Annotated in this window: 10 protein-coding genes; 9 read left to right on the forward strand and 1 reads right to left on the reverse strand. The window is 42.9% G+C overall.

The annotated features are described in order from the left end of the window. The 6 genes from AB7U21_RS06540 to scpB form a co-directional block, all read left to right on the forward strand. Positions 1-983: metallophosphoesterase family protein (locus AB7U21_RS06540; RefSeq protein WP_428387833.1), on the forward strand; the 983-nt coding region annotated here is incomplete at its 5' end. After that, on the forward strand, positions 983-3,643 hold the full coding sequence (locus tag AB7U21_RS06545; RefSeq protein WP_428387842.1) for an AAA family ATPase: 2,661 nt from the start codon (positions 983-985) through the stop codon (positions 3,641-3,643). The genes AB7U21_RS06540 and AB7U21_RS06545, both read left to right, overlap by 1 nt. A gap of 107 nt (positions 3,644-3,750) precedes the next feature. Continuing rightward, a complete protein-coding gene (locus AB7U21_RS06550; RefSeq protein ID WP_333787162.1) occupies positions 3,751-4,518 on the forward strand; it encodes a hypothetical protein in 768 nt (255 codons plus the stop codon). Positions 4,519-4,557: 39 nt separating this feature from the next. Then, complete coding sequence (gene smc, locus AB7U21_RS06555) at positions 4,558-8,079, forward strand: chromosome segregation protein SMC (protein WP_428387835.1); 3,522 nt, start codon at positions 4,558-4,560, stop codon at positions 8,077-8,079. Then, positions 8,076-8,927: a ScpA family protein gene (locus AB7U21_RS06560; RefSeq protein ID WP_333787164.1), complete on the forward strand. Its 852-nt coding sequence runs from the start codon at positions 8,076-8,078 to the stop codon at positions 8,925-8,927. Before smc ends, AB7U21_RS06560 begins: the two co-directional genes overlap by 4 nt. Next, on the forward strand, positions 8,920-10,035 hold the full coding sequence (gene scpB, locus AB7U21_RS06565; RefSeq protein ID WP_428387838.1) for an SMC-Scp complex subunit ScpB: 1,116 nt from the start codon (positions 8,920-8,922) through the stop codon (positions 10,033-10,035). Before AB7U21_RS06560 ends, scpB begins: the two co-directional genes overlap by 8 nt. Positions 10,036-10,081: 46 nt before the next feature. Here scpB and AB7U21_RS06570 read toward each other — a convergent pair whose 3' ends face one another. Continuing rightward, a complete protein-coding gene (locus AB7U21_RS06570; RefSeq protein WP_428387840.1) occupies positions 10,082-10,681 on the reverse strand; it encodes a YdeI/OmpD-associated family protein in 600 nt (199 codons plus the stop codon). A 185-nt stretch (positions 10,682-10,866) separates the two neighbouring features. Between AB7U21_RS06570 and AB7U21_RS06575 the strand changes: the two genes are divergently transcribed. The 3 genes from AB7U21_RS06575 to AB7U21_RS06585 all read left to right on the forward strand — a co-directional run. Continuing rightward, positions 10,867-11,418, forward strand: a complete 552-nt coding sequence (locus AB7U21_RS06575) for a TATA-box-binding protein (protein WP_292351525.1) — start codon at positions 10,867-10,869, stop codon at positions 11,416-11,418. Positions 11,419-11,429: 11 nt separating this feature from the next. After that, complete coding sequence (gene aglJ / locus AB7U21_RS06580; protein WP_333787166.1) at positions 11,430-12,350, forward strand: S-layer glycoprotein N-glycosyltransferase AglJ; 921 nt, start codon at positions 11,430-11,432, stop codon at positions 12,348-12,350. A gap of 291 nt (positions 12,351-12,641) precedes the next feature. Next, a partial coding sequence (locus AB7U21_RS06585) for a phosphomethylpyrimidine synthase ThiC (RefSeq protein ID WP_428387844.1) occupies positions 12,642-12,754 on the forward strand: 113 nt, incomplete at its 3' end.

Below are 12,754 nucleotides of genomic sequence, written 5' to 3' on the forward strand. Positions count from 1 at the left end.
TTGAAGAACCTCTGGACTCTTCATATAATGTACTTGTAATGCATCAGCTAATGAATCCCATTACTATTGGTGAGTGGGACTGTGCTTCGGTGATAGGATCTATGCCTTTCCATGTGGATGTGATGCTACTGGGAGATTATCACAAGTATGAGAAGATCACCGTGGGTGATACGTGGGTAACATACTGTGGCAGCACCGAGCGCAATAGTCTTGCAGAAAAAGAGGATCGATCTTACAACATAATTACCGTTTCCGAAAAGGGCATCGATATCAGCAGACGGACTATTCGTACACGGGAATTCTTGAGGATACCAGTGACAATAAGGGATCCTGCAAAGATATACGAGGACATATTGTCTGCCGTGAAAGAACAGGACGTGGAAGGGAAAGTGGTGTTCGTAGAAATAACCGGCGATGATGACAGCGTGTCGATCTCCTATGCTGAGATAGAAGAGATGCTACTTTCACGTAATGTACTCGTTCCAGGGGTAAGGGACCTGAGGAAAGTCACTGAAGATCTTCTTGGACAATCTGTTTCCATTTCCTTCTATGATCCAGATGAGGCGATAAAAGACGAGATCAAAAAAATGAATCTTTCAGAGGGTGGGCTGCTCATGGACGAGATCGTCAGAGACCTATCCCTTCCCAAAACAAAGGTTAGCGATGAGGCAGAAAACCGTCTTAGTACTCTTCTGGAGATAATGGACTTTTCAAAACCAATACCATTGACATGTATCCAGGAAAAAACATCGTTACCTGTATCTGAAACCGGGAAAAAGGCAACTCTTTCTTTGCCCCCTGAAATAACTATAATAGAAACTGAAAGATCTGAGATCAACATTACCGAGGACAAGGTCCCTGAACCAGAAAAAGAGCCAGATATAGTTGCAACAGAAACAGAGAATGAAAAGCATCCAGAAAAGAAACAAAAGGCATCTGCTCATGCAAAGCCAAAACAGTACAATCTGGGTGATTACCTTTGATGCTTAAATACCTGAAAGTTGAGAATATCCGCAGTTATCAAGACCTTGATATTCATTTTAAGAATGGGGTCACTGTTGTTTCAGGGGTTAATGGCAGTGGTAAGTCCAGCCTGCTGGAAGCTTGCTTCACAGGTCTTTTTGGAAGCAGGACCCTCACAAAAGATTTCACTATCACCGATATTGTGCGAAAGGGAGCCACAAAGGCATCTATTTTATTGGAATTTGAGCAAAATGGTAATGTTTACTCTATGGAACAGGTATTTCGTAATGATCCTGAATCTGGGAGAGCCTCAAATACCCGTTCAGTGCTGAAGGTCAACGGGCAGATATTCACAGACCAGGCAAAACGCACTTACGACAGCATTCTTTCGCTCCTTAGAATGGATGAAGAAGCTTTCAGGAACTGCGTGTACATAAGGCAGGGCGAGATAGATGTACTTATTAATGCAAAACCTGCGGACAGGCAGAAGATGATAGATGACCTTCTGCAGATCGGAAAACTTGAAGATTACAGAGAACGTGCCGGAAGTGCCAGGATAGGAGTGGGAAGACATCAGCGGGATACAGAAAGGCGGATAAAGGAAGTAAAGAACGAAACAGCAGAGATCGAAAGTAAGGATCCTGTTGGCAGCTTGAACCGCTTGCTGACCGAAGCCTCACAGATTAAGGAACATCATGCTAATGTCATTAAAAAAAGAGATAAAGCAAGGTCAGGCATCGATGAGTTGCGTTCAAAGCTTGGAGAATATGAACAACTTACACTTCAAAAAAAGTCGATCAGCACCCAGATACTGGGTTTCAATAATAAAAAAACAGAAGCATTTGAGAGTATTAACAACAGTACTTCTTCTATTCAATCTCTACGCTCACATATAAATGAACTCAAACAAAGTGTTTCCAGTATCAAGGAACAAATGGAATGGGATGGAGAAGTAGAGCAAATGCTTGTGCATGCTGAAAAGCAGGAGCTTGTACAACGAAACAAGCTTAACGATGCCGAGCAAAAAAAAGCCTTGCATACGCAAAAAATTGAAAATGCAGATAGGAATTTACAGCAGCTTTCCAGCCAGATAAAGGATATAGATCTCTCTCTTAAAAGCAACCTGAAGAAGAAGGAAGATGTGGCTGTACAAATTGAAAAGCTAAAAGTTTCACTTAAAGATACGCAAGCGGAAAAATTACACATGGCAGGAGAAATAGAGTCCCTTGGTTTTACTCCTAAGAAATTATCAGGACTTGAAGACATAATAGAACTCGTACAAACCCAACAAAAGAGTTTGCACGGAGACAAAATGAAATTGTTCGCCCGAAAAGAAGAGATCAGCAAGCGTATAAAGAAAAGTAAACAACTTATGGATCAAGGCAAGTGCCCTACCTGTGGCCAGGATCTGCATGGCTCTGCAATGCATGAAACGATCCAATCTGATGAGGAACATTTGGCTTCTTTGGAAGATGAACTGGCTGCTATCAGTAAGAAAGAAGAAGAATTTGGCCTGAAGATGGAACAACTAAAGCAGGTAAAAGCAGTTTCCAAGAAGATGGAGGATTGTGATAATCGTATCAGATCATCAAATGAGATAATAAATATGTCTGAGAAAATGCTTCAAGACCATGCTTCAAGAATAGATTATGACAGTAAGAGATCAAATGAAGCTGTTTCCCATAAACAAGAAATGGAAACAGCAGTTGCACAACTGAAGGAACAGGGACAGTTGCTGCAGGAATCTGTTTCTGTCTCTGTTAAAAAGCATGCTGAAGCTCTGGAAAAGCTTGATCTTGCAAAAAAAGCACAACAAAAGTTTATAGAAAGTGAATCTAAGGTAAAGGATATAGAGAAGCTGGAAGAACGGATACACAGTGAACAGGAAAAGATTGGACTGCTGGAACAGCAGATCAAGGATGGAAAACAACGGTTATCAGAGATCGACAAAAGGATGGGAGGGATAGATGCAGAATCACTTAGATCCCTGTTGCAGCAGTATGAAGAAGCTCTCAGGAATATCGAAGACGATATCAGGAAGCTGGAAGAGAGAAAGACTGAAGTGATGAAGCAAACAGGAATGGCAGAAAAGGAAATAGAAAGGCTTTCCCGCCTGCAACAGGAGTTGCGCTCCCTTCAGCACAGATCAGATTTTCTTGGTGCAGTGTACAGGGATGCAGAAGAACTTGAGAGTATGTACATGCGCATCAGAGCGGAGCTTCGGTCCCGCAATGTAGGTGCTCTTGATGCTCTTATAAATGAGATATTCGGATTCATGTATTCGAACAACGCATATTCTCATGTGCAGCTCGATCCTGAGTATAATCTGACAATCTTCGGAAAGGATGGTACTCCTCTGGAACCAAAGTTACTTAGTGGTGGAGAAAGAGCGATCTTCAATCTGGTATTGCGATGTGCCATCTACAGATTATTGTCCATGGCAATGAACGGGCCCGCAAAGGGTTCAACCCTTCCTCCTTTGATAATGGATGAACCGACTGTATTCCTTGACAGGGGACATGTGCAACAGCTCATCAGGCTCATAGACCGCATGAGAGATTTCGGTGTGGTCCAGATAATTATTGTTTCACATGATGAAGCACTTATCGATTCTGCAGATCACTTGTTCTATGTGGAAAAAGATCCGATCACAAATACTTCCTCAATAACAGCGCGCTAAGCGAGAGTATTTATAAGCATATTTATATAAAATGAACCATAAGTTATATTATACTTTTGTCATATAATTCGCCACAGAAGGGATAGAATGGTCTTGCGAGGTATCACATGAATGGTGAGAATAGGGATTTCATCATTGAAAGGCTTGAAAGGCAACTAAGGGAAAAAGAAACAGAGATAGATGAGATCAAAAGGTCTCTCAGGGACTCCATCCTGACAGAGCTTCGTAGTGAATTCAAAAATGATCTTGATATCAATAATCGTCTTTCAAAAGTTGAGAACAGGATCCAGGAACTGGCCAATAATCTCAATGGCGTTATGGATGAATTGTTAGATCAAAAATCATTGATCCGCTCATTCAAAAAGTCGGCACTTGAAAGGAGAGAACAGGATAGTTCAACATCGTTGCAACCTCCTGCCCCTGTTGCTACAAGAGAAACAACAGTAGCAAGAGAGACAGAGACAAGGATATTAAGGGATGAAAAAAAGAAGACAGTGCCACAACCTGAAGTTCCCAGGCCCCCTCAGTCACCTGCGAAACCTCCATCCTTTTCAATCAGGCCCAATGACCTGCCGCGGGGACCGATCGGGCAGACAGCTTCAATGAACCAGCGCTTTTACATAAGGGATGCACAACCAGAACCTTCCCAAATGAAAAAACCTGAAGCTGAAGAAAAAAAGACTGAATATATCATAGCAGAAAGTGATGACGCACGCAGTTTCAGAAGGAAAGAGAAGAACGTTCCCCCAACATCCAGTGGTGAGTTCATCGTTGCCAGAGACAATGTTTCCAGGAAGAGGTCAGAGACGGACTACGAAAGCGTAGAGACACGTGATGATGAAGATGCGGTCGTAACTGTCACCCGCAGGAAATGACCACCTTTCAGAGAAAGGATTTAAACACAGAGGATCCACGTGTACATAAAGGAAATCGAGTTCATTAACTTCAAGTCCTTCGGGAAAAAAGTGAAGATACCATTCTATGATGATTTCACCACAATATCAGGCCCAAACGGCAGTGGTAAATCCAATATAATTGACGGTATACTTTTTGTGCTGGGCCTTTCCAGCTCACGCACTCTTAGGGCTGAGAAGCTCACAGACCTTATCTATAACGGTGAGAAGGCAAAAAAGCCTGATTTTGCACAGGTGACCATCAAATTCGATAACACAGACAGAGAGATGCCTGTGGATACTGATGAAGTTGCCATCACCAGGAAAATAAGGGAAACTGATACCGGATATTACAGTTATTTCTACTTCAATGGTAAAGCTGTGAGCCTTGCAGATGTGCATAATTATCTTGCAAAGGCCAGGGTGACACCTGAAGGCTATAATGTAGTAATGCAGGGTGACGTAACCCGCATAATCACCATGACTCCTGTTGAAAGGCGCAAGATCATCGATGAAATTGCAGGAGTTGCCGAGTTCGACAACAAAAAGGAAAGAGCTCTCAGCGAGCTTGAGATCGTCCGGGAAAGGGTTGAAAGGGTCGATATCATTCTGGAAGAAGTTGCTGCTCAGCTCGAAAAACTTAAAGGGGAAAGAGACCAGGCACTCAAATACCAGGCATTGAAAGAAGAAAAAACAAAATTTGAAGGCTTCATGCTCCTTGCAAGGCTCAAGGATGCGAAGAAGGAACTGGTATCAATTGATGCTGACATGGAATCACGCAGATCTTCCATGAAAGAGCTGGAAGCTAGCCTTGAAGAAAGACGCCAGCGGATGGAAGAACTGGAAAAGTCACTTGAAGAGCTCACTCTCCAGATACAGCGGATGGGAGAAGATGAGCAGATCCAGATAAAGAAAGATATAGAGTCTACACGCGGTGAGATCTCACGGTGTAAGGACAGTATAGAACTTGCAGACAGGGAACTGGAAGATGTGGATTCCAGAAGGAGGAAAGCCTTTGTAGAGATAGATGAGATCAAAGGCAAGGTATCTGACCTGGATGCAAAAATAAACGAAGAAAAAGCACGTCTTGAAGGTATCAGGGCAGAACATTCGGAAAAGCGGACTCAGAGAATGATACTGCAGAGCCGGATATCCGATGTGGATGCAAAGTTTGCCAAGACACGGGATGAACTTACCCAGCTTAAGAACAGTCTTGAGAACACTAGAAATGAGAAAAATGAGCTCATGCGCCAGGAAGACAGGCTATTGGATGCCCTGAGGCGCAAATCAGCTGAGGTAAGGGATATTGAGAGCGAGATGGAAGATGCCCGTTCAAAGGCTGCTTCTTCAGACAGTGATATCGGTTCTGTAAAATATGATATTGAGAAGCTCAATGAGAAAATAAGTTCGCTCACAAAGGATATAGACGACCTTGAAAGCAACCGCTCCCAGCTCAAAGGAGTGGTAAAAGATATCGAAGAATCACTACGTAAATACCATGATGACTATGCCCGTATCGAGGCCAGAGTAAGAGCCGCCGAGGACCACAGCAAATATTCTAAAGCTGTGGACATGATAATCAATGAAAAGAAGCATCATGGGCTTCCCGGAATATATGGTACCATCGCTGAGCTTGGAAGTGTTGATCAGAAGTATGCAACTGCCCTTGGCATAGCTGCCGGCGGAAAGATGCAGGCAGTAGTGGTGGACACTGATGAAGATGCTGCCAGAGCTATAGACTTCCTTAAACGCAGACAGGCTGGCAGGGCTACGTTCCTTCCTCTTAACAAAATGGAAGAGCGAAGGCCTTACAAAGATCTCAGCGACAGGAATGGGGTCATCGGCTATGCGATAGACCTTGTGGACTTCGAACCGAGGTTCGAGTCTGCCTTCTGGTATATTTTCAGGGACACTCTTGTGGTAGATACATTACAGAATGCCCGCAGGCTTATGGGTGGTCTGAGAATGGTAACCCTGGAGGGAGAGCTTATCGAGAAGAGCGGTGCTATGGTCGGAGGTTCGGCGCAGAGTTCCGGACTGTCCTTCGCCACCTCAGAAAAAGATAAACTGATCAAAGTCGCAGAGAAGATCACCGAATTCGATTCAAGACGCAGTGCAGCTATCAAAAAACTGGATGCTGTGGAAGGCCATATTGCTGATGTGAACAGGGAGATAAATGAGCATGACAAAGAGATCTCCCGTAAAGAAATGCAGCTAGAGGAGATCGCTAGCAGAGGAGAGCGTCTGGCGCAGGTGCTGGCAGCAAAGAATGCTGAACTTGCTGAGATCGAAGAAACTCGCAAGCAACTGAGAACAGAGATGGAGGCTGTAACTGCTCAGAAAAAAGAAAAGGATGAACATGCCGGTTCACTTGAAGAGAAGATCTCTGAACTGGAAGGTGAGCTTGCAGGATCTGAGGTGCCTGAACTGAACAGACAGGCAGAGAGCATTGATGAAGAGATGAGGCGTCTGGAAGGGCGTATCCGTGACATTGAAGCACAGATCAATGCCTTTAACCTTGACAGGGAATATGCTACTGGCAGGATAGAGGAGAACAGAGATATCATAAAGTCCCTGGATGAAAAGAAAACAAATCACAAGCAACGCGTGGATGAGCTTACAGTAAAGATCAAGGAACTTGAGGTAGTGCTTACCCAGAAGCAGGCTCGTGAATCAGAGCTTGTTAATGAGCTAAAGGACATGCAACAGCAGCGTCTTGGCATGCAGAACGAGTATGGTCTTTCCAGGAAACAGTTCGAGTCCTCAAGGACAAGGTTTGATGAAGGTAACAGACAACTGATGGCTATGGAAGCCACTCAGGCGGCTCTTGTGGAACAGATAACAGAACTGACAACAGAACTGACACAAAGAGGCATCGAGGAAACAGATGATGTTCCAGGATCTGAGGCTGTACGTACCAGGATAGCCTCCATTGAGAAGGCAATGGAACGTCTGGAACCTGTCAATATGAGGGCCATAGATGAATTCAATGAAGTAGAGGCAAGGCTGGAAGATCTCAGGTCAAGAAGGGACACTTTGTTCAATGAAAGGGAACAGATCCTGGAGAGGATCAAGCAATATGAAGTCCTTAAAAAAGGTGCCTTTATGGAAACATATAATGGGATAAATACTGCTTTCCACGAGATATTCAATGAACTTTCAGATGGTATTGGAGAACTTGTGCTGGATGATCCTGAGGATCCTTTCAACGGTGGTCTTACTTTGAGGGCCCAGCCCAAGGAAAAAACCTTGCAACGCCTTGAAGCTATGTCAGGCGGTGAGAAAAGCCTTACCGCATTGTCATTTGTGTTCGCTATTCAGAAATACAGGCCAGCACCATTCTATGCTTTTGATGAGATCGATATGTTCCTGGATGGAGCCAATGCTGCCAGAGTGGCTGAAAGGGTCAGAAAGTCTGTGGAAAATGCCCAGTTCATTGTTGTTTCCCTGAGAAAACCAATGATAGAAGCAGCTTCAAGGACTATAGGTGTTGCAATGCAGGAGAACAACATTACAAGCATAACGGGTGTGAAGTTCAGATGAGTAGTATTATAGAGGAAATTGAGACAATAACTGTAGTCGAACCTCTTTCAGAAAGCCATACTTTGCTACCCGGGGCTATTGATCCTGAATTCCTGGATACACTGCGCACTCTGGGAGTTGATGAGAACCTGCTTGAGTTTTCTGATGATGTAATGAACGAGCCCGTAGAGATATTGGTAAATCTCGCCAAAAATGGAGAGATTGATCCATGGGATATTGATATTGTCAGTGTTACCGACAAATTCCTGGCGCGCATAGAAGACATACAGATGATGGACCTGCGCATCTCAGGGAGGACACTGCTTTATGCTTCCATACTCTTACGTATGAAGTCTAACTGGGTAGACATGGATGAGCCGGAAGAAGCTGATATTTTCGACGACAGCATGGACTTCTTTGAAGTTGATGATTATCCGGTACCGAAGCTGCCTGTGAGAAGGATTGCCACAAGACCTGTGACGCTGCAGGAACTTATAGCTGAACTGAAGAAAGCTGAAAGAGTGGAACACAGGAAAAAGGAAAAGAAACTGCTCCGCAAACTTGAAGAAAGAGTTGCTGTAACCACTGATGAGGTTCTGGGCATAGCCCATGAAGAAGATATCCTTGGACGTGTTTCCAGACTTAACCATGTGCTTGATTCTGTTTTTGAAGAACATGGGTCTGTTGTGTTCTCAGAATTGATGGGTGAAGAAAGGTCAGAGAACATAATGACCTACGTTTCCCTGCTTTTCCTTGCTACTGAGAAGAAAATATGGCTTCAGCAGGATGAGCTGTTTGGAGAGCTTTTCATATATCCCTCACATATTTCTGATGATAGTCCCAGCGAGGTTATGACAGGGAATGAATGAGAAGGAAACTATTGAAGCAGCACTTTTTGCTGCCGGTGGGGCACTGGATGCCCAGACCTTGGGAAAGATCATAGGCAAGCCTGCAAACAAAGCTGTTGCAGTAGTTGGAACACTCATGAAAGAGTACTCAGCGAGGGAATCCGGCATAGAGATAATAGACCTGGGACAGCGTTATGTTATGCAGGTAAAACCCATGTTTACAGACCTTGTAAGACCAGTAGCTCCCAAGGAACTGAGCGCTCCTATGCTGCGCACTCTTGCAATGATAGCGTATCATCAGCCTGTTGTGCAATCTGATCTGGTGGATATGAGGGGAAACACAGTGTATGATCACATAAGAGAACTTACAGACCGTGGTCTTATCATGTCCCTGCCTTACGGCAGAACAAAAAAGCTGCAGACAACTCCACTTTTCGCCGATTATTTCGGATTGAGTTCGAACGATCCGGAAGCTATCAAACAGAAGATCATTGAGCTTTCCCGCCAGCAGAGCGGTGACAAGGGACTCAATAAATGGCTTGGATGCAAGGTTGTGGCATTCACCCCTATGTACCAATCCCTGGCAATATTTTGTGGCATAGAGGATTATAAAGTGATCAATGCCTATGATCCTACAGAGGAAGAAATAGAAGAACTTGCAGATGTTTCTAAACTTGTGATATCCCGGGGATATCTGGAAAAGGTAAGCAGGTACTATGATGGAGAGATCATCGAGGTCGGTTCCACTACTTTCGATGACCTTATTCAGGCAGTGAAAGCGCTGGAAAATATAGGGAGTTCCCAGAAAGTAGAACTTACCCTGTCAAACCTGAGGGAACTCAAGGAAAAGTATGCTTCAAAAGCTCTTCTGATAGATAAGAAAGTTAAGCCGGCAACTGATATGGTGGCCAGGATCATTAATGACCTGAAACTAGGAGTATCTGCAGAAGGCGTTGTGATCGCTCCTGATTATGGACTGTCGAGCAATGATGTGCAAGTAAGCGAAGGGGCTGACATACTTGTCCCAACTCACGGAAGCGTGGAGGCAGACCTTATAGAAAGGATTTGCAGAAAATACGATGCTATCATAGATGGATTGAAAGCCCTGGAAAAAGAATCTTCTGATTGATTTCATTTATTCAATAGATGGAGTACTATTTTGATCTGAAACGGTATCAATAATGATATGCTTTAATGTTATTCGCCGCAAGTTCAACTGTCTTTAAGATTCTTCTGTCTCTTGTTTCTGGTTTTTTAGCTTTTGAGATCCATTCAAGGATGACCCTTTTTGATGAAGGGGAAAAAGAAATAAAATTTTTAAATGCTATCTCATTTTTATCAAATAATTTCTGTAGATCATCCGGGATAACCAGGTTCTGAGCTTCAATTAATGCTTCCCATGTTCCCATCTTTTTAGCAAGATCAATAACCTCTTGTCCTCTTTGTGTCATTAAACCCATTTTGATCATTTTCTCTGCCCGCTCTCTATTGGCTTTGCCCCATGTACTCTTTGGATTACGCGGTGTAAAAAATAAATAGAAACTGTCATTGTCCCTTTTGACCGCCTTGCTATCAACCCAGCCAAAACAAATTGCTTCTTCTATTGCTTCAAGAAAACCAATACTTGGTGTTTTACTCTTCTTTTTGTAAATTATTAACCATATTGAGTTCTCAGACCAGCAATTTTCTTCCAGCCATTCGCGCCATTTGCTTCTCGTTATAGCATAAAGAACAGGGATACCGTTTTTAGTTTCCCCTTCTTGGCTAATGTCCATACTTTTGCCTTCCCTATGTTAAAAACAGATGATTCTGCTTTATGAAACGTATTAAATATCATCTTACAAGAACGTAATTTTCATTTTTTACACCCGGTGAGTTTAAATACGTATATAAATATCAAGCTATTAGTTTATATAAGGAATTATGGATATAAACCATGCTTAAATACTGAGGATTTTCAATGACCGAATACAATATTAAGATCGAGAATGTGGTTGCCTCTACAAAACTTGCCGATGAGTTTGATCTAACAAAGATCGAGGCAGAATTCGAAGGTGCTGAATACAACAAACAGAAATTCCCTGGTCTGGTATACCGGGTCTCTGAACCCAAGGCTGCATTCCTGGTCTTTACTTCCGGAAAGGTTGTGTGTACCGGCGCAAAGAACGTGGCTGATGTCCATACAGTAATAAGCAACATGGCCAAAAAGCTCAATGAGATCGGTATAAAAACCATAAAAGAACCAGAGATCACCGTACAGAATATTGTAGCATCTGCAGATCTTCACGCTGTGCTTAACCTTAATGCAATAGCTATAGGGCTTGGTCTTGAGAACATAGAATACGAACCTGAGCAATTCCCCGGACTTGTATATCGTATCGATAAACCAAAAGTAGTTGTTCTTATTTTCAGTTCAGGAAAGCTTGTGGTAACTGGCGGGAAAACACCTGAGAACTGTGGGGAAGGCGTTGAAGTAGTTAAACAGCAGCTTGATAGTATGGGACTTCTCTAAAGGGTAGCATCTTGCAGGAAAAAGACGTCTGTATACTTATTCCCACACTTAACGAAGGAGCCACAATAGCTCAGCTAATAAGGGATTTCAGATCTGAAGGATTCAATAACATAATTGTCATAGATGGACATAGTACCGACAAGACCAGGGAACTTGCAGAAACTGAAGGTGCCAGCGTCGTCTTACAGAAGGGAAAAGGTAAAGGTCAGGCTGTCCAAGAGGCCTTTGAAACACTGGATAATGAATATCTCGTAATGCTGGATGGGGATGGCACTTATCTTGCTTCTGATGTGCATGCAATGCTGGCTCCTCTGTTAGAGGGCCGTGCAGAGCATGTGATAGGGAACAGACTGGACAACTTCGAAAAGGGAGCCTTCCCAGGTCTTAATCTGATTGGCAACAAACTCATTAATAGCTTGTTCAGTATGGCATACCGGCAACATCTCACTGATATATTGACCGGGTATCGGGCTTTCACCCGGGATGTTTACAAATCTTTTGCTCTGAAAGAAACGGGATTTGAAGTTGAGTCAGAAATGACCATACAGAGCATTAAACTTGACCATGCCATAGAGGTAGTGCCAATAACTTATCTTTCCCGCAAGTCCGATGCGGCAACCAAGCTCAATCCTCTTAAAGATGGTTTCAGGATAGGTAAAACAATATACCTTTTAGCCAGGTTTCACAACCCTATGTTCTATTTTGGCATAATCGGAACTATATTTATTCTTTCAGGCCTTGTAACAGGTACTTACGTGGTCGATCAATGGTTCAAAGGTATCACACGTATACCTATGACCGTTCTTACAGCTTTGCTGATCATGTCTGGTTTTCAGATGTTCGTTTTGGGTATGCTAAGCGATCTTATGGTTTCGATGCATATGGAGATCATGCGTGTGCTGCGACAAAGGAACAAGTCAGGCAAGCAATGATGTTCATTGAACGGATTTTTCTTTCCAAACAGTCATTTTTACTTGATAGCACATCAAATCAACTTGATTTGTTTTTTATACTATTCTAATTTTACTTGCATATCGTGACAGTAAACGAACTTACAAGTTTAAAACGCTTCATAGATGCTGAAAATGAACAAGTTGATACATATAGAGAATTTTGAATAGAATCAAGTAAAGTCAGCTTGATTTAAACAAAAGTTAATTTTTTAAAAAGTCTTATATAAGAGCTGTACTTTGTAGGATATAGTAACCATCGAGGTATCGATCATGACAATAGTAACAGATGCAAAGAATGGAAAGATCACAGAAGAGATGAAGACCGTAGCCAAGATCGAAGGCAAAGACCCTGAGTTCATAAGAAGAGGAATTGCTGCAGGCAG

The sequence above is a fragment of the Methanomethylovorans sp. genome, assembly GCF_050177135.1.
In the GTDB taxonomy this organism is placed as follows: domain Archaea; phylum Halobacteriota; class Methanosarcinia; order Methanosarcinales; family Methanosarcinaceae; genus Methanomethylovorans.

Excerpts from the sequence above, each read along its gene's own strand:
- AB7U21_RS06545 (WP_428387842.1), top strand. The coding sequence starts at position 983 with ATGCTTAAATACCTGAAAGTTGAGAATATCCGCAGTTATCAAGACCTT.
- AB7U21_RS06550 (WP_333787162.1), top strand. The coding sequence starts at position 3,751 with ATGAATGGTGAGAATAGGGATTTCATCATTGAAAGGCTTGAAAGGCAA.
- AB7U21_RS06560 (WP_333787164.1), top strand. The coding sequence starts at position 8,076 with ATGAGTAGTATTATAGAGGAAATTGAGACAATAACTGTAGTCGAACCT.
- scpB (WP_428387838.1), top strand. The coding sequence starts at position 8,920 with ATGAATGAGAAGGAAACTATTGAAGCAGCACTTTTTGCTGCCGGTGGG.
- AB7U21_RS06570 (WP_428387840.1), bottom strand. The coding sequence starts at position 10,681 with ATGGACATTAGCCAAGAAGGGGAAACTAAAAACGGTATCCCTGTTCTT.
- AB7U21_RS06575 (WP_292351525.1), top strand. The coding sequence starts at position 10,867 with ATGACCGAATACAATATTAAGATCGAGAATGTGGTTGCCTCTACAAAA.